13 protein-coding genes are annotated in these 17,226 nt (G+C 71.4%); all 13 read right to left on the reverse strand.

The annotated features are described in order from the left end of the window. Nucleotides 1–13: 13 nt before the first annotated feature. Nucleotides 14–1,291 carry an MFS transporter gene (locus tag OIE53_RS07585; protein ID WP_327025867.1) on the reverse strand — a complete coding sequence of 426 codons (1,278 nt, stop codon included), beginning with the start codon at nt 1,289–1,291 and terminating at the stop codon, nt 14–16. Further along, entirely contained in the window at nt 1,288–2,511 is a 1,224-nt protein-coding gene (locus tag OIE53_RS07590) for a 3-deoxy-7-phosphoheptulonate synthase (protein ID WP_327025868.1), read from the reverse strand. The genes OIE53_RS07585 and OIE53_RS07590 overlap by 4 nt, the downstream gene beginning before the upstream one ends. Next, nucleotides 2,501–3,517 (reverse strand): class I adenylate-forming enzyme family protein, encoded by a 1,017-nt coding sequence (locus tag OIE53_RS07595; RefSeq protein ID WP_327025869.1) that lies wholly within the window; start codon nt 3,515–3,517, stop codon nt 2,501–2,503. The genes OIE53_RS07590 and OIE53_RS07595 overlap by 11 nt, the downstream gene beginning before the upstream one ends. Then, nucleotides 3,514–3,798 (reverse strand): acyl carrier protein, encoded by a 285-nt coding sequence (locus OIE53_RS07600; protein WP_327025870.1) that lies wholly within the window; start codon nt 3,796–3,798, stop codon nt 3,514–3,516. The genes OIE53_RS07595 and OIE53_RS07600 overlap by 4 nt, the downstream gene beginning before the upstream one ends. A 14-nt stretch (nt 3,799–3,812) precedes the next feature. Beyond that, nucleotides 3,813–4,199, reverse strand: coding sequence for a hypothetical protein (locus tag OIE53_RS07605; RefSeq protein ID WP_327025871.1), 387 nt, complete (start codon nt 4,197–4,199; stop codon nt 3,813–3,815). 5 nt (nt 4,200–4,204) lie between these two features. Next, nucleotides 4,205–5,866, reverse strand: coding sequence for a prenyltransferase/squalene oxidase repeat-containing protein (locus OIE53_RS07610; RefSeq protein ID WP_327025872.1), 1,662 nt, complete (start codon nt 5,864–5,866; stop codon nt 4,205–4,207). After that, on the reverse strand, nt 5,863–7,164 hold the full coding sequence (locus OIE53_RS07615; RefSeq protein WP_327025873.1) for a phenylacetate--CoA ligase family protein: 1,302 nt from the start codon (nt 7,162–7,164) through the stop codon (nt 5,863–5,865). The genes OIE53_RS07610 and OIE53_RS07615 overlap by 4 nt, the downstream gene beginning before the upstream one ends. Beyond that, nucleotides 7,164–8,516 (reverse strand): hypothetical protein, encoded by a 1,353-nt coding sequence (locus tag OIE53_RS07620; protein WP_327025874.1) that lies wholly within the window; start codon nt 8,514–8,516, stop codon nt 7,164–7,166. The genes OIE53_RS07615 and OIE53_RS07620 overlap by 1 nt, the downstream gene beginning before the upstream one ends. Next, the gene (locus OIE53_RS07625; protein ID WP_327025875.1) at nt 8,513–9,634 is read right to left on the reverse strand and encodes an AMP-binding protein; all 1,122 of its coding nucleotides are present in this window, start codon (nt 9,632–9,634) and stop codon (nt 8,513–8,515) included. Before OIE53_RS07625 ends, OIE53_RS07620 begins: the two co-directional genes overlap by 4 nt. Continuing rightward, the gene (locus OIE53_RS07630; RefSeq protein WP_327025876.1) at nt 9,631–10,602 is read right to left on the reverse strand and encodes an ATP-grasp domain-containing protein; all 972 of its coding nucleotides are present in this window, start codon (nt 10,600–10,602) and stop codon (nt 9,631–9,633) included. The genes OIE53_RS07625 and OIE53_RS07630 overlap by 4 nt, the downstream gene beginning before the upstream one ends. After that, complete coding sequence (locus OIE53_RS07635) at nt 10,599–11,318, reverse strand: SDR family NAD(P)-dependent oxidoreductase (RefSeq protein ID WP_327025877.1); 720 nt, start codon at nt 11,316–11,318, stop codon at nt 10,599–10,601. Before OIE53_RS07635 ends, OIE53_RS07630 begins: the two co-directional genes overlap by 4 nt. Before the next feature lie 92 nt (nt 11,319–11,410). Beyond that, entirely contained in the window at nt 11,411–13,933 is a 2,523-nt protein-coding gene (locus tag OIE53_RS07640) for a RiPP maturation radical SAM C-methyltransferase (protein WP_327025878.1), read from the reverse strand. A gap of 158 nt (nt 13,934–14,091) precedes the next feature. Then, a complete protein-coding gene (locus OIE53_RS07645; RefSeq protein ID WP_327025879.1) occupies nt 14,092–17,175 on the reverse strand; it encodes an AfsR/SARP family transcriptional regulator in 3,084 nt (1,027 codons plus the stop codon). Between the last annotated feature and the right edge of the window lie 51 nt (nt 17,176–17,226).

Genomic DNA, 17,226 nt, shown 5'->3' on the forward strand with positions numbered 1-17,226 from the left:
GGTGGCTCTCCATTCAGTCTTGGGGTGCGGCGGGCATCTCGCGCAGCTTGGCGATCGGGGACAGGGCGATCCAGAGGGCGGACAGGCAGAAGCCGACGGCGGTGATGATCAAGGTCTCGCGGATCCCGATGAGGGTGCCCAGGGTGCCGCCGAGCAGCGCACCGATCGGCATGCTGCCCCAGGTCACGGTCCGCATCCCGGCGATCACCCGACCGAGTTGGCGACGCGGGATGAGCATCTGCTGAAGGGTGGCCACATTGGTGTTGCCGACGGTCATGAACATGCCGCTGACGAAGAACATCGGCAGCAGGATGGCCAACGCCACCACCGGTGGGCCGCCGGCGGCCGGCAACAGGATCTGCACCACCGAGGCCACGCCGTAGCCGACCGCGATCACCCGTCCCGGGCCCAGCCGGTCGGCGAGCCGCTTGGCCAGGCCGGCGCCGATCAGCGCACCGATCGCGCCGACCCCGAGGATCAGGCCGAGCACGGCGCTGCCCAGATCCAGGACCTGGATGATGAACAGCGGCAGCAGGGTGTTGCGGGCGATGAAGAACAGGTTGTTCACCCCGGACCGTACGGTGAGGAAGCGCAGGTAGCGGTCGCGGGCGATGAACCGCAACGCCTCGCCGATCTCCGCCAGGGTCCGGCGCCTGCCCTCCGGGTTGGCCGGGGCCTGCTCGGTCTGCCGGATGCCGGCCAGGGCGCCCAGCGACACCAGACTGGCCACCGCGCTCATCGCCAGCACGACCGGTGCGGCCAGGACCTGTACCAGCACACCGCCCAGGGCCGGCCCACCGGAGTTGGTCACCACGATGCTGGCCTGGAGCTTGCTGTTGCCGTCGAGCAGTTGGTCCCGGCCGACCAGGGAGGGCAGGTAGGCCGATCCGGACACGTCGAACAGCACGGCGCAGACGCCCAGCAGGAAGGCTACGACGATCAGCATGTTGACCTGGAGCAGTCCGGCCAGGGCCAGGGCCGGGATGGCGGCCAGCGCCAGGACCCGGCCGATCTCGGCGGTGACCAGCAGGGACCGCTTGCGCCGCCGGTCGATCCACACCCCGGCCCACAGGGAGATCAGCAGGTACGGCGCGAATGCGGCGCTGTTGATCCAGCCGAGCTGCTGAGCACTGGCGTCGAACATCGTGATGGCCGCCAGCGGCAGCACCAGTTCGGCGACATTGGTGCCGGTACGCGACACGGTCTGGCTCACCCAGTACCTGCGGAAGTCGGCGTGCCGCCACAGCCCGCCACCCTTGGGAGTGGGCGGGTTGAGCAGGGTGCTGGTCACCGCGCCCCCCTTCCCCAACCGGCCTCGACGGCGGCGCTGACCACCCGCTCGGCCTGACTCGGGTTCAGCCGGGGATCACAGGCCGAGGTGTACCGGTCGAGGTACCCGTCCAGTTCGGTGGCGGAGTCGACGCATTCGCCCACCGGCTCCGGGGTGGTCTCCAGGTGGAGTCCGGACATGGTCAGCCGGTGCTCGCCCAGCACGGTGAGGAAGGTCCGCACCTCGTGGATCACCTCCGCCACCACCCGGGTCTTCTGCCCGTGCCGGTTGCGTCGGGTGTTGCCGTGCATCGGGTCGCAGACCCACAGCACCCGCTCTGCGGCGGGGCCGAGCACCTTCAACAGGCGGGGCAGTTCCGTGCCGACCCGGTCGCCCATCCGGACGATGAGACTGAGCCGACCCGGGTCGTGTCCCCGGGTGAGTCGTGCCGTCAGGGCGGCGATCTCCGTACCGGCGGCGTCCGGGCCCACCTTGACCCCGACCGGATTGCTGATCCGTTCGGCGAACTCTATGTGCGCCCCGGTGGCCTGTCGGGTGCGCTCGCCGATCCAGAGGAAATGGCCGGAGGAGGCGTACCTGCCGCCACGGTGGTCGTCGTCGCGGACCAGGGCCTGCTCGTAGTCGAGCAGCAGCGCCTCGTGCCCGGTGTAGGTCAGGGAGAAGGCGCTGTCGGCGCCGCCCAGGGTAGGCAGAAGATCGGCCAGGAACAGGTGGTCCAGGGTGCGGGCGGCGTGCTCGTACGCGGCCAGCAGCCGACGGGCGTCACTGACCCGGGCGGCCGGGGTCGGCTCCGGTGAGTTGACCGCGTCACCCCGGTAGACCGGCAGCAACTGCCCGTCGGGGGTGCGCTCCCAGTCCTGGGAGCGGGGCTTGGCGTACTGGCCGGCCATCCGTCCGATCCGGACCACCGGGCGGCCGGTGCCGTACTCGATGATGTCCGCCAGGGCCGCCACCAGGTCGATCCGGGCGGCGGTCCGCTCCTCGGTGGCGTCGGCGAACCGTTCCGCGCAGTCGCCGGCCTGGAGGACCAGGGCCTCCCCGGCGGCCACCCGACCCAGCTCGCGGTGCAGCGAACAGCAGGAGGCCGAGGTGACCAGGGGAGCCTCGGCGCGCAGCCGGTCCAGTACGGCGGGCAGCCCGGTGCCGGGATCCCAGGGCGGCTGCTGAGCGGGGAGAGGGCGAGGTGCCTCGAGCAGCGAGGTGCCGGGCTCATCGGTCATCGGGTCGTCCAATCGCTGGTTCCTTGCGGGCCTCGGCCAGCAGCCGGTCCAGGCGGACCTTGCCGGTGACGCCGCGCGGGATGTGTCCGACCGCCTGCACCAGCCGCGGCGGCGGCACCCCGGGCAGCGCGGCACGCAGCGCGGAGTGCACCGTCTCCGGGCTGGAGCCGCCGGCGTAGTACAGGTCGTAGTGCTCGGCCCGCACGTCGTCGACCCGGGGTACGCAGACCACCTCGGTGGTGGGTAGCTCGGACCGCAGGCTGTTCTCGATCTCCTCCAGTCGGACCCGCCGACCGTTCACCTTGATCATGCGGCTGGCGCGGCCCACCAGGTCGAACTGTCGGCTGCCCACCGGGCGCACCAGATCCTCCATGGTGTGCGTGGCCGGCGGCCGGGTCTGTGCGGGGGTTCGAGCCAGCCGAGGGCTGGCCACCCGCAGGGGCTGCTCTCCGGTCCCCGCACCGACCAGGGTGACGTCGTCGAACAGGGTCCAGGTGGTGGGGGTGGCCGGCCGGGGGGCGAGCCGTCGGTGGGCCACCCCGCCGGTCTCGGTGGAGCCGAGGATCTCCACCGCCTGGAAGGCGCCGCCCGCCACCTCGCGCAGCACCTGCCGGGTGTGCCGGGTGATCGGTCCGCTGCTGTGCACCGCGGTCACCGCCGGAGCGGCCCGCAGCCGCCCGACCAGGCTGCGCAGCAGCACCCAGGTGGCGGGCAGACAGACCAGCAGGGTCCGCTCGTCGTCGGCGAGGCTCGGGGGTTCCAGGGGGTTCTGCCACAGGTGCCGCACCGGTACCCCCAGGTGCTGCGGCAGCAGGACCCCGAAGAGGTGACCGTAGAGGTGTTCCGTCGGGGCGTAGGTGACCACCCGGTCGAACGGTGCGCCGATGACCTGGGCCAGCAGCTCCACCTCGGCCTGCAACTGCTCCTGGGTACGCCACCAGACGCCCGGCTGCCCGGACTGCCCGGAGGTGGCGAAGGCCGTCTGCGCCACCGCGGCGGTGGTCATCTCACACCGCCCAGCGACGCCCGATCCTCCAGCTGGTCACGGACGAAGGTGGTCATCCGGCCGAGGGTGGCGAACCAGTAGCGGACGTCCTGGCCGACGAAGTCGACCTCGATGTCGAAGCTGCTCTCGATGGCGCTGATGCACTCCAGGGCGGTGAGGCTGTCGTAGCGGCTACCCAGGGCGGTGGCCAGGTCGTCGTCCGGGCCCAGGTTGTCGACCGGCTCGCCGATGGTCCGCCGCAGGACCGCCCGAATCTGTTGCTGCAACTCGTCGGTGTTCATCGGACCTTCTCTCGCTAGGACGCCCGGTCGGCACGGGTCAACTGCCCGGCACGCTGGACGAATACGTGACTGGGGGAGGTCGGGCGGAACTCGATGTACAGGAAGGACACCGGGCCCAGGGCCGCGGCTATCTCGGTGGCCAGGTCCGTCCGGAAGTCGTCGTCACGCTCCGGACCCAGACAGCAGGTCACCGCGGCGTGCCGGAAGGGTCCCTCCTCGGCGGGCAGCGCCTCGACTGGGAGACCGCCACTGAACACGGAGCCGGGCGGGGTCTGGGTGAATCGCAGCACCACATGGGCCGGTGCCACCCCCCGCTGGGCGAACCAGCGGGTCAACCGGATCGCTACCGAGCGGCGGGCGGCGACCTCGGTGGCCGGGGTGTCGATGATGATGGTCGGCATGGCGGCTACGACAGGGTGAGGGCGGGCAGGCGGAACCCCGGATCGGCCAGCCGGCGGCGGAGCAACCCGTGCAGGCAGCGGGCCAAGGGGTCCGGTCCGGGTGGGGCCAGTGGACTCCAGGCCACCCCGGCGGCGCTGGTGGTGCGGTCCAGGAAGGCGGCCAGCGGCCCGGGGTCCACCCCGATACCGAACCGCCCGGCGGTGAGGACCGCCTCGTAGGTGGAGAGCAGGTCCGGCATCCGGTTGCCCTGCCCGGCCCAGCCGCCCCCGCGTACCCGGTGGGTGTCCAGCAGCGCCTGGACCCGGTGCGGCTCGGGGTGCCCGGCCCAGGCCAGGATGCGGGCCTGCTGCAACCCCGGACGCAGCCCCTGCGCCGGTGCCGCGGCGGCGTACCCCGCGACCCGTTCGACCGACACCAGGCCGCCGCCGGTCAGTTCGGCGATGCCCACCGCGGCGGCCGTGGAGACCAGGTCGGAGCCGCGTCCGTGCCAGAATCCGAATCCGCCGTCGGGGTTCTGCAGGCCGGCCAGCCAGTCCCCGATCCGGGTGCGGGTGACCGGGTCCTCGGCGAAGGCGCCGGCCGCCAGGGCCCACATGGTGCAGCGGATCTCCGCCCCTCGGCCGGGCATGTACATGATGCCGCCCTCATTGGGCAGTCGGCAGCTCTCCAACCACCGGCGCAGCTCGGCGTCGGCGTCCGTGGTCAGTGCGGTCGCCGCGACGGTCAACGCGTCCGCGGCGAGGCGCGGCTCCCGGTAGGTGAAGCCACCGCCGGGGCAGCTCAGTTCCGCGATACGTCGGTGCACCGCCTCGGCCGTCCCAGGCGGCACGGGGCCGAGTTGGCGCAGGGCACCGACCGCGCAGAAGGACGCCCACACGTCCGCCACCGGATAGCCCGGCCACCGGGTGAAGGCCCCGTCCGGCAGCTGCTGACCGGTGATCCAGCCGACCGGGTCGATGCTCGGACGGGCACCGAGCATGCCCAGCGCCGCGACCGCCCGGTAGGTCGCCCACATGCAGTCGGTGTCCGCTTCGGCGTCGAACCGGAAGGCCCCGGAGGGGGACTGCCGCCGCTGCAGCCAGTTCAGCAGGGCCGGCACGTCCCACGGTGGCGGGTTCGGGTGTCGGGTGTGCAGCGCCCGCCAGGCGGCCACCCCGTAGTAGACGGCCCGCACGTCGGCCTCACCCGCCGCGGCGTGCCCCGGGGTCCAGCCCAGCCCTCCGTCGCGGGTCTGCAGGGCAGCCAGCCAGGACAGCAGGCGCCGGGCGTCCGGCACGTCGCCGCCACAGACCTCGATGGCGGTACGAGTCGAGAAGTGGGTGGCCCACGCCTCCGGTTCCTGCCCGGGGGTCATCGCGTACGCCTCCCCGGACCAGGTGCCGGTCAGCCAGCGCGCGGTGTCGGCCACCTCCGGCAGGGGCTGGCCCAGATCGGTCAGGGTGGAGGTGCAGTAGAAGGTGGCCCAGGCGTCCGAGGGCATCCCCTTGCTCCACCCGTAGCCGCCGTCCGGGTTGCGGCGTGCGCGTACGAAGTCGGCGGTGCCCGCCGCCGCGGGGGTCTGCCCGGCCCGCCCCAGCCAGGCCAGGGTGCGTACGGCGGCGTACGTGCACCACAGGTCGGGGTCGCCGGTCACCGGCGGGGCCCAGGTGGTCGCGGGGGCGGTCACGAGGCCTCCAGGATCCGGATGTTGGAGCGTTTCCAGCTCTTCTGGGATCCGCCGCTCTTGGTGGTGCTGGGTAGCGAGTTGAGGAACAGCACCTCGGTGTCGTCGAGTCCGAACCGGTCCCGGAAGGCCTCGCGTACGGCGGCGGCCCGCTCCGGCTCGGCCTCCCGGTCGGCGTCGACGTCCCGTTCCAGCAGCAGGCGGAGCCGGTCGGGCGCCACCTCCAGCAGGTAGCCCGTCGCGGTGGTCTGGCCGTACACGACCTGCTCCACGAGGTGCGGGGTGATGGTGACGTCCCGGATCTGTATGCCGTCGGTGCCCCGCCCGAGCACGGTCACGTCCGGGGTGGCCGTGCCGCACGGGCAGTCGGTGCCGATCACCACGTCGTCGCCGGTGTCGTAGCGCAGCAGGGGGCGGGCGTGCAGGTTCAGTGGGGTGACCACCAGCCGACCGGTGCCCGGTCGGTGCGCGTCGGTCAGGCCCTCGGCGGTGAGCAGTTCGCAGTAATTGGCCGCGGTCAGCAGGTGCAGCCGATCGTGCCGGCAGGCGGCGGCCAGGGTGCCGGTCTCGGTGCTGCCGTAGCTGGCGTTGTACGCGGTGGCACCCCACCACTGGCCCAGCCGGGCCCGCATGGCCGGCACGCTGACCTCGCCGAGCAGCATGATGGTGCGTACCGAGGCGCGCAGTTCGGTCAGCAGCCCGCGCTGCTTGAACAGCCGGGTGAGCTGCAACGCCACCCCGGGTGCGAGGAACAGCACGGTGGGTCGGAGGGTGGTCCACAGACTGGCCAGCCGGTCCCAGTCGGAGATCCCGGTGGCGAAGGGGTAGGCCCGGGCGTGCAGCAGGTCGAGGTGTTCGCAGACGGTGGCGACCAGGTCGCCGACCGGAACGATGTCCGAGGGCAGCAGGCTGAGCACCCGATCGTCCTCGCGCAACATGCCCTGCCAGGCCTGGGCGACCGACACGGTGTTCCACACCAGGTCGTCGACCAGCCGGGGGGTCGGGGTGGCCTGCCCGGTGGTGCCGGTGGTCTCGTAGTACTTGATGCCGTCGTCGACCGTGGCGGCGAAGAACTCCCAGGGGTCCTCCTTCAGCCGGTTCTTCGGGGTGACCTCCAGGGCGGTGAAAGCCTCCCAGCTGAAGTCGCCGAGCTTGGCGTACGCCGGGGCGTTGCGTGCCCGGGTCCACACCGCCGCGATCTTGTCGCTGTAGAAGTCGGCTCCCGGGATGGTCCCACCCCGCTCGCGTAGCTCGCGGGTGGCCGTCAGCACCGTGGCCAGCCGCTGTTCCGAATTGATCATCATGAGGAGGCTCCGGTTGGGTGCGAGGTGGCATGGAAGATGCATCCGACATGCGAGCCGTCACCGAGGAACCGGATGTCCTGTGGCCGGTCCAGCAGGCCCTTGACGAACCCGCCGCTGAGCCCGGAACCGGTGACGAACATGCCCCAGTGCAGGTGACAGGTCGACGGATCGCCCTCGGCGGACTTGGGATAGAACAGCTCGGCCACCGACTCCGCCTTACGCTGCACGATGTAGTCACCGGCGTCGGCGGTCTCCACCAGGGACTCCCACTGCTCCTGCGACACCAGCCAACCGGCCACCACCCCCTGCCCGGCGTGCCCGATGCTCGGCTTGAGCACCAGGTCCCCGCGGTGCTTGCGGACGAAGTCCGCCAGCGAACCCGAATCCGGGGCCGGAGTCTTCTCGGCGTCGGTCATCGACCGGGTCCAGGGCAGCACCCGGTCGATCACCTCCCGCTCGGCATCGGTGAACCGGTCGGCGTGGACCGGGTCGCCGAGCATCGCCAGGGCCGCCTTGGCGCCGTAGAGGTCCGCGTTCAGCGGGGTGAAGACGGTGACCGCGCCGGTGCGTACGGCCTGCTCCAGCACGGCCAGCCGCCGCCCGGCCGCCGGATCCTCGGCGGCGGTCTTGAGCAGGAAGGTGCGGTAGACCACGTCGATGCGCTCACCCCGCGCGGTCAACCCCGCCGAGGTCAGCTCCAGGTCGTCCACCGTGCAGCTGAGCACCCGGAAACCCCGGTCGACCATCAGGTCGATGAAGAGCGAGGCGTTCACGGCCACCGGGGAGGTGACCCAGTCGACCAGGGCCACCGTGGGCCGGTCGGCGAGGCTCAGCCCGGCCAGCCGGGTCAGGGTGTCGCTCATCTCGACCAAGGGGTCCAGGTAGTACAGCTCGTCCGCGGCGAAGTCCTGGAAGGAGGGGTCACTGAGGGTGGCCCGGCACAACTCGCCGAACTCGAAGGACCCCAGCGAGCTGGAGGTGTTGAACTCCACCAGCTGAAAACCCTCCGGGGTACGCACCAGGTCGGCGCGGCCCAGTGGCACCGGCGGACCGGACAGGCAGGCCAGGGCCTGCGCCGCGCCGGGCTGCTGCCAGCCCAGCGCCCGGGCGAAGGCCGTCTCGTCGCCGTCGAACAGTCGCTGAGGCAGCGCATGCAGGGCACCCAGCAGGGTGCGCAGGTCGTGATCGAGGGTGCGGGTCTGTTCGGCGTCCAGGAAGACCGGTCGGGTCAGCAGGGGCCGGGTGAACCACGATCGGAAGCGCTGGTAGCCGGGCAGTTCGGTGTCCAGGGCGCGGCTGGCCCCCCGGTGCGGAGCCAGGAAGGCCCGGGTCGGCGCATTGTCGATCACGACGCCACCCCGGCCAGATCCTCGGCGTTCTCCCAGAGCACCGGCACCACCTTGTCGGTGGCGGGATGCCGCGTCACCGCGCTCACCCGTTCGACGACCACCGCCTCCGGGCTGTGCCGGTTCAACACCTCCAGGTCCTCGTACCCCTGAACGAGCTGCTCACGGATGCCCTCGGCGTCGGGGTTGGGGCCGGTGTAGCGCAGCCGGAGGCCGACCACGGCGGCCGGCACCCGGGGATCGCGGTACAGCACCAGTTGGACGTCCTCCACACCGTCCAGGCCGGCGGCGTTGCGCAGCAGCACCCCGGCCGAGATCATGCCGCCGCCCAGCTTGAAGTTGTCGTCGGCCCGGCCCAGCACCTCGATGGCATCGGCCTCCCCGCAGGGGCAACCGGTGGCGGCGATCCGGTCGCCGAGCCGGAACCGGCGGGCGTCGGTCGGCCAGCCCTCCCCGTGGCGGGTCAGCAGGGCGCCCCCCTCGTCGGGCTCGATGACCTGATCGGGCAACAGGTGCATCGCGCCGAGGCGGCATCGGGGGCCGCTGGTGGCGATCACGAAGGTCTCGATCGAGCCGTAGTTCCCCCAGAAGCCGACCTGGGGGAAGGCGGCGCGGATGGCCCGCTGCCGGGCGGCGGTCATCGGCTCACCGGACCACAGGGCCGCGCGTACCGGCAGGGACAGTCCGATCTCCCGCACCGCGTCGGCGAAGTGGGCCAGCACGTTCGGGGCACCGGCGATCGCGGTGACCCCCATGTTGATCAGATCCGGTGCCCATTGCCGTACCTCGGCGGGGTTGAGCGCACCCATCGGCGCCACCACGGCCCGACTTCGCAGGGCGAAGGCGTTGTAGAAGTACTGGGCGCCCCACATCTTGCCGACCGAGAACAGGTTGAGCAGCACGTCACCCGGGCCCAGCGGCTGCCAACTGGCGAGCACCCGGGTCACCCCGAGGTCGGGGGAGAGGGCCGTGATCTTGGGGGTGCCGGTGGTGCCGCCACTGCACACCAGCAGGCCGCCGTCGCGCCGGGCCCGGGCTGCGGCCTGCGCGGCCAACTCGGTGTGGGTCCACGGGGAGTCGTCGCCGGTGGGGGCGACGGGTGGGTTGCCGATCGGGGTCACCTGACAGCTCCTTGGCGGTAGTGACGGTCATGACGTGCGGCGTAGGCCCGGAACCGCCCACCGACGACCCGCTTGATCGCCTCGGGGTCGCCGAACAGGCCGGTGACCGCCCCGTCGGCCTCCAGCTCGGAGAACCAGAGCTGACCGGAGTCGGTGCGGAGCAGGTCGACACAGACGTACGCGAGGTCGAACCTGCGGTGCACCAGGGCGACGAGGTCGTGCACGGACTGCTCGACGGTGTCGCGTTCCTGGACCCGGGCCCCGCGACTGACATTGGCGACATGGGAGTCCGAACCGGGGATGCGGTCGTACATGGCGACGATCTCGCCCTCCACGGCGACCACCCGCAGGTCGGCGACGACCGTGCCGACCGACGGCTGCACCAGCATGCTCGCCGCGCTGCCGGAGGCCAGTCCGAGCACCGCGTCCAGGGTGGCCCGGTCCGGGCAGCGGACACAGCCCAGGCCCCGCCCCCAGGACACCGGTTTGACGAAGACCGGGAACCAGGAATCCGGCACCAGGTTCTGGTGCCCTAGCCGATCCACGTCACGACCGGTGTTGACCCGCACGGAGGGGATGACCGGCACGGGGGAGTCGGCCAGTTCCCGGGCGGTGGCGAACTTGTCGTTGGTGAGTACCGCCTGGTCCAGGGGGATGGCCAGCCAGAAGCCGAGGGCCTGCAGGCAGCGGGTGAGGCTGAGCCCCCACCACAACGCCGGCTCGTGCACCGGCTCGGTACGGGCGTCGTAGACCACGATGTCCCGGGCCGGGTCCAGCGGCTCGTCCCGCCAGTACGCCGTGTCGCCGGCGATCAGTACGTGTTCCGGGTCGGCCACCGCGAAGTCCATGCCGGCCTCGGCGGCGGCCCGTCGGTAGGTGGGCCAGAATTCCTCGTGTTCCCAGCGCCGGGCCTGGGCGGAGGAACGGTCCGGAAACAGGTAGAGGATCCGCTTGCGGATCATGCTCATCGCCCGAACAGGGCGCCGCCGTTGACCCCGAGGACCTGCCCGGTGATCCAGGAGGCCTCGGAGCCGGCCAGGAACCGCACGGCGGCGGCGATGTCCTCCGGGGTACCGGCCCGGCCCAGCAGGGTCTCCGCGACCAGTTGGTCGTGTCGGGCCGACCGACCGCGTTCGTTGAAGAACTCGGTGTCCTGCACGTAGCCGGGCACCACCGCGTTGACGGTGATGCCGTCCGGGCCGCCCTTGCGGGCCAGCCCGAAGCCCCAGCCGAGCAGCCCGGCCTTGGCCGCGGCGTAGGCGTCCCCGCCACCCCGGTGGGCGGCGATCGAGCTGATGTTGACGACTCGGCCGCCGGGGCGGCGCAGCGCCGGCCACAACGCGTCGGTGAGCATCATCGCGGACAGCAGGTTGGCCTCGATGGTCAGCTGGTAGCCGGCGAACACCCCCTCGGTACCGGGCCCCGGGTCGTCGACGATGCCACCGGCGTTGTTGACCAGCACGTCGACCGCGGTGGGCATGGTCCGGGCGGCCTCCAGCAGGTCGGCCGCCACGGTCAGGTCCACCGGTACGGCACGCACGTTGGGGTGTTCCGCGGCCAGCTTCTCGAGCGGTTCCCGGCGGCGGCCGAGCACGTACACCTCGTCGCCGTCCGCGGCGAACCGGCTGGCGATCGCCCGCCCGATGCCGGTACCGCCGCCGCTCACTACCACAACCCTGGGCATCCCCGAATCCCTTCACCGGTCATCGCTGGTGTCGGGAACCAGGCTTGTGAGGGGCGCTTCCCAGAACCTTCCGGTCGGCTTCCGGGCGCGGCTCAGACCTGGAAGGGCGGCTGTGGCCAGCGGCGCGGCCGGTACGGCGCCCACCAGTGCCGGTCACCGACGGCCAGAATCAGGGACTCGGCGGCCAGCTCGGACAGGATTGGGGCGGACACCCGGGCGGCCGGGTCACGCACCAGCCTGCCGATGGCGTCGAGGTAGGCCGGATCGTCGACGATGATGCGGTTGAGCACCCCCTCGCGATGGTCGCGGATCTCCAGGAAGCCCGGCCCCTGCCGGTAGGAGAGCCGGCCGAGGAAGAAGCCGTCTACCCAGCTCAGACGCTGCTCGGTGGCGGCGCCGACGATCTCCGCCGGGGGATGCAGATGGGTGAGCGCGGCCGGTGGTCCGCCCGGGTCCAGGTGCAGCCGCCAGTCGACCACCACGCCCCAGGCGGTCAGCTCCCGCACCAGTTCCAGCGCGAGTACCGCCGTCGCCGGATCGGCCTGCGCGGTCAGGTCGGTCGTCTCGACCAGAGCCACCCGCCGCACCCCGGACCGGTACAGCTCGGCCACTTCCGCCGCCGCGTTGCCGGTGATCCGGATCCGGCCCAGGTCCATGCCGGGCAGCCGCCCGGCCCGGCCGTGGTAGTCGCGCCACCGGTGCAGGGTGATGCCTGTACCGGCCGGCGCCGACCCGGGGGCTACGCCGGCCGGGACCAGACCGGGGGAGCGGTGCGCCAGCCGGGTCAGTTCCCCGTTGGTGGCCAGGGTGGCGACATGGACCCAGCGGTCGGCGTCGTGGTAGACGATGCCGGCCTCCCGCCAGTCCGCCAGCAGTCGTTCCACCCGGCTCTCGGTGACGGTCGCGCCGACCTGGGCGGTGAGGCGACGGGCCAGCGAGGCGACGCTGCGAGGATCGGCCAGCAGCCGGAACGCGGCCAGTTCGACCGGATCGTGGATGGTGTGCACCGACCAGTCGAAACCGGGCCGCCGGCTGACCAGCACGATCTTGTGCCCCAGGTCGCAGTGGGTGAACCGTCCACTGTCGTGCGCCGCGCGCCACTGCGCGACGGCCTGGTGCAGCCGCTCGACCGTCGGCTCGGCGATGCCGGCGGGCGCGGCGTCGAACAGGTACGCCAGGTCGTGCAGCTCGGCCTCGGGCAGGTCGTACACCCGGGCGTAGTGCCCGGCCGGACGTGGCTCGCTGAACCCCAGATCGGGCTGGTCGAAGTACGGGCTGAACCGTTCGATCGCCAGCCGGGTTACCGCCTCCGGCGGAACGAGGTGATGCAGGGCCGGCAGCTGGTCGATCACCTGGTGGTAGTCGTTCTCGTGCTCCCCGGGGAAGCCATACAGGTAGTTCCAGGACACCCAGATCCCGGCCGACTGCGCGTCCCGCAGGTGCCGGACGTTCTGGCAGCCGGTCACCCCCTTGTCCATCAGCTTGAGCACCCGGGTGCTGAGACTCTCGACGCCGGGCTGCACCTGCACCAGACCGGCCTCGGCTAGCAGCCGTAGCTGGCGGTAGCTGAGGTTGGACTTGATCTCGTAGTGGATGCGCAGGTCGTAGTCGTGGTCGCCGAGGGCGGGCAGCAGGGTCTGGAGGAAGCCCATGTCCAGGATGTTGTCGACCGCCACCACGTCGAGCAGGTGATGTCGCCGGGCCTGGTCGAGGATCTCCCGCAGGAACCGCTCGGCATCCTTGCTGCGGAACTGCATCAGGGAGCCGTTGAGTCCGCAGAAGGTGCAGTGGTGCTTCTCGCCCCACCAGCAGCCGCGGGAGCCTTCGAGCACCAGCTTGGGCTCGATGTGGTGTCGCACCGCCGAGTGTTCCAGCCGGTCGAAGTAGGCCGTGAACTCCGGGTCGGGTAGCTGATGGGCGGGCAACGGGACCCGGGCCTGCGGGTTTGCCCGGCTGGCCCCGTCACGATCGCGCCAGCACAGCCCCGGCACCCCGGCCGGGTCACCGGTGCCGCCGATCACCTCGAGCAACAGGGGCAGGGCCCGATCGCCCTCCCCCCGCACGACGTAGTCCACGTAGGGGAAGTTGCGGTGCAGGGCCGCACCCTGCCGGCCGTCGCAGTTGGCACCCCCGAACACGATGGTGATCTCCGGTGCCCGTGCCTTGAGTCGCCGGGCGAGCGCCAGGGAGGCGGTGTTCTGCTGGAAGGTCGTGGTCAGACCGACCACCGCAGGCCCGCTGGCGGCGATGCCGTCGGCCAGGTCGTCGAGGAAGTCGTCGCTGCGCCGGTGCAGCTCGACGGCGAGGTCCCGCTGCCGCTGGTCCAGATCCTCCGCGTGGCGCAGGAACTCGGCCACCCGATGGTGCGGGCGGTCGTGCAGCACGGCGGAGAACACCCAGTCGCCGTGTCCCTCGAAGTAGGAATGGGTGGCCAACTGGTCGTAGACCTCGGTGTCCAGTCCGAGGGTCTGTGCGGCCCAGTCGAAGAAGTCGAGGTTGGCGTAGCGGGTGTGGACGGTCGCCCCCGCGTCCCGGGCCGCGACCTGAAGAATCCCCAGGGCCAGCGACGGGGTGTCGAGAGCCGCCCACGGCATGGTGACGAGCAGAAGATCCATCCGCCAGGTGCTTTCGGCCGTACGACTACTTGGTCTTGCGCTCCGTCTGGATGGCGATGATCGCCATCGGGCTCTGCCGGGCCCGGGCTCGGGCTCGGTAGTCGATCAGGATCGTCTTCTTCTTCATGCCTGCCTCCTGGGTCCACTGGCTGGTCGGCTCACCCTAGGTGCGCCGCTTCCCTGAATTCTTCCGCTGCGCTTCCCCCTCGTTCCTGGGGGCGTAACGCGCCGACCTCCAGGATCCCGGCCGGTATCCGTTCGCCGATCATGGCGGGCAGTTCCTCGGCCCGGCGCCGGATGACCGCCGCCGTCTCGACCTCACCGATCCGCTCCAGTGCCTGGCCGAGCAGGCCGACGGCGGAGATCAGTACGTGATGCACGGGATCGTTGCGCAGGATCGAGATCGACTCGATCAGCCGGTCCAGGCCCTCGGCCGTACGCCCGTCGGCGAGGTCCAGCGCGGCCTGGGCGCAGAGGGCCTCCCCGGACCCGAACCCCAGATTCATCTCGCCGAGCAGGCGCCGACCCCCGCTGATGATGCGCCGCGCCGAGGGATCACCCATCCGCAGCAGGACCAACCCCAGGGTGAGACAACTGAACGCCTCGTACGGTCGGTCGCCCAGCTCGTGGAAGATGGTCAGCGCCGCCTCGGCGGTACGCCGGGCGGCCTCCAACTCCCCGCGATGACGCAGGACGATCGCGAGGCAGCGCAGGGACAGCGCCTCCTCCCGCCGATTGTCCAGGCGGCGGGCCAGTTTGATCGCCACCCGGAAGGCCTCGGCGGCCTCGTCCCAGTGACTCAGCTCGTAGTGGATCTCGCCCAGTTCCCGGGTGGCGCGGGCCTCGGCCACCGCGTTGTCGGCGGCCCGGGCCAGTTCGATGGCCTGCTCCACCAGGTCCAGCGCGTCTTCGTGATCACCACTGGCCCGCCGGACGGCGGCATGGATGACATGGGCCTCCGCCTCGATCGCCTTGTGCCCGATGCGCTGCAGGATCCCGCCGGCCCGTTGCACCAGCGTGATGGCGGTGGGCCGGTCCATGCGGATGAAGCGCAGCCGGGCCAGGCGCATCAGGGTGATCGCGGTGCCGATCTCGTTGCCCTGCGCGACGCAGGCGTCCAGCGCTCGACTGTGCACCGATTCCCAGTCGGCGTACTGATGGCGCAGTTCCAGGAACTCCGTCATGCACTCGGCCAACGCCCAGGCCAGCGGGCTGAGCCCGGCCAGGTGTGCCTGCGCCACCCCGGCGACCAGCGCCGCCCGCTCGGTCTCGAACCAGGCCAACGGGTCGGCCAGCAACTGGTCGATGTACCCCGGGTCGAAGGGGTCGTGGTACGCCGTGTCCGCGAAGGGGCGTGGTGACCAGCCCCGGAACCGGGTGCCGTGGAAGCGTTCGTCGGCTTCGGCGACCAGGGTGAGCCAGGCCCCCAGGGCCCGCGACAGGGCCACCTTGCGTTGTTCGTCCGGCAGGTCGGCCTCGGCCCGTTCGCGGGCGTACAACCGCACCAGGTCGTGGTATCGGTAGCGGATCTGACCGGCGGCGTCGTAGCCGACGATGTCCAGCAACTGGCTGTTGACCAGTTCCTCGACGAGGTCCTCGGCTTCGTCGAGGGTGATCCCGAGCAGGGGTGCGACCACCCAGGCCGCGAAGTCCGGAGCGTCGAGCAGGCCGAGCAGGCTGAAGGCCTTCTTCTCCGCGGGGCCCAGCCCCTGGTATCCGATCGCCAGGCTGGCGCGTACCTCCAGATCGCCGACCACGAGCACGTCGAGCCGGCGGCGGCGGTCGGCCAGCCGCCGGGCGAACCGGGTCAGATCACCGTGTCCGTTCTGAGCGATGCGGGCGGCGGCGATCCGTACCGCCAGCGGCAGGTGGCCGCAGAGCGCGGTGATCCGTCGTACGGTCCGATGGTCCTCGCCCAGTCGTTGCTCACCCGCTATGCGGGTGAGCAGTTCCACCGATTCGGCGGCCGTGAACACGTCCAGGTTGTGGAAGTGCGCTCCCTCCAGGCCGACCAGCCGGGGCCGGCTGGTCACCAGCACCGCGCAGGTGGGTGAGCCGGGTAGCAGCGGGCGGATCTGTGCCTCGTCAGCAGCGTCGTCGAGCACGATGAGCACCCGTCGGCCGGCCAGGCAACTGCGGTACATCTCGGCGCACTCGTCGACCGTGTCGGGGATGGTCCAGTCCTCCACCCCGAGGGCCCGCAGGAACCGCTGAAGGGCGGACAGTGGCTCCAGGGGCCGGGGGTCGGTGCCGCGCAGCCACAGGTAGAGCTGACCGTCCGGGTACGAGTCGACGATCTTGCGGGCCGCCTGCACGGCCACCGTGGTCTTGCCGACACCACCCTTGCCGCTGACCGCGACGATCACCACGGCCTCGTCGTCGCCCGTGGTGAGCTGTCGGCAGATCTGTCGCAGGGTGTCCGCCCGGCCGGTGAAGTCCGCTATCGACAGCGGCAACTGTGCCGGGGAGGCGGCGGCAGCGGGCCGTGTCACCCGGCCGGCCTGGTGCAGCCCCGAGTCCCCGATCAGCATGGCCTCGTGCAACGCCTGAAGTTCCGGCCCCGGATCCAGGCCCAACTCCTCGGCCAGGCAGGTGCGCGCCTCATGGTAGGCCGACAGCGCCTCACCGACCCGACCGGCCCGGTAGAGGGCCAGAATCAGATATCGGCGCAGGTTCTCGTTGAGCGGATGCCGGGGCAACAGCGACTGCAACTCGCCGATCACCTCGGCGTGCCGTCCCTGGGCCAGGCCGATTTCGATCTTGTCCATCATGGCGGCCAGCCGTTTCTCGGCCAGGGCTGCCGCTTCGGCGCCGATCAGATGTTCGGTGACGTCGGCGATCGGCTCACCCCGCCACAGGGCCAGTGCGGCACCGATCTCCCCGGCCGCCTCCGCCGGCCGACCGGCCTCCAGCGCCGCCCGCGCCGTGCGTACCAGCCGCTCGAAGACGTGCAGGTCGAGCACGTTCTGCCCGATGCGCAGCTGATAACCGGCGCCATGGCGCACCACACAGTCCGGGCCGAGCTTCGTGCGTAGCTGGGAGACGTATTTGTGCAGCTGGGCGACGGCGGTGGGCGGGGGTCGCTCGCCCCAGAGCATGGCGACCAGCCGCTCCGTCACCACCACCTTGTTGGCGGACAGCAGCAGGGTGGCCAGCATGGCCCGCATCTTGCGGCCGCTAAGCTCTACCGCCTCACCGTCACGCCATACTTCCACGGGGCCGAGCACACGGAATTCGAGCATTTCCCCTGCGTTCCGAGACATAATGGATGACCGTCAGTCTGGATATGCATG

This window comes from Micromonospora sp. NBC_01739 (assembly GCF_035920385.1).
Classification (GTDB): Bacteria; Actinomycetota; Actinomycetes; order Mycobacteriales; family Micromonosporaceae; genus Micromonospora.

Coding starts and splice junctions, on each gene's coding strand:
- OIE53_RS07590 (WP_327025868.1), bottom strand. CDS start 2,511: ATGACCGATGAGCCCGGCACCTCGCTGCTCGAGGCACCTCGCCCTCTC.
- OIE53_RS07595 (WP_327025869.1), bottom strand. CDS start 3,517: ATGACCACCGCCGCGGTGGCGCAGACGGCCTTCGCCACCTCCGGGCAG.
- OIE53_RS07600 (WP_327025870.1), bottom strand. CDS start 3,798: ATGAACACCGACGAGTTGCAGCAACAGATTCGGGCGGTCCTGCGGCGG.
- OIE53_RS07605 (WP_327025871.1), bottom strand. CDS start 4,199: ATGCCGACCATCATCATCGACACCCCGGCCACCGAGGTCGCCGCCCGC.
- OIE53_RS07615 (WP_327025873.1), bottom strand. CDS start 7,164: ATGATCAATTCGGAACAGCGGCTGGCCACGGTGCTGACGGCCACCCGC.
- OIE53_RS07630 (WP_327025876.1), bottom strand. CDS start 10,602: ATGAGCATGATCCGCAAGCGGATCCTCTACCTGTTTCCGGACCGTTCC.
- OIE53_RS07635 (WP_327025877.1), bottom strand. CDS start 11,318: ATGCCCAGGGTTGTGGTAGTGAGCGGCGGCGGTACCGGCATCGGGCGG.
- OIE53_RS07640 (WP_327025878.1), bottom strand. CDS start 13,933: ATGGATCTTCTGCTCGTCACCATGCCGTGGGCGGCTCTCGACACCCCG.
- OIE53_RS07645 (WP_327025879.1), bottom strand. CDS start 17,175: ATGCTCGAATTCCGTGTGCTCGGCCCCGTGGAAGTATGGCGTGACGGT.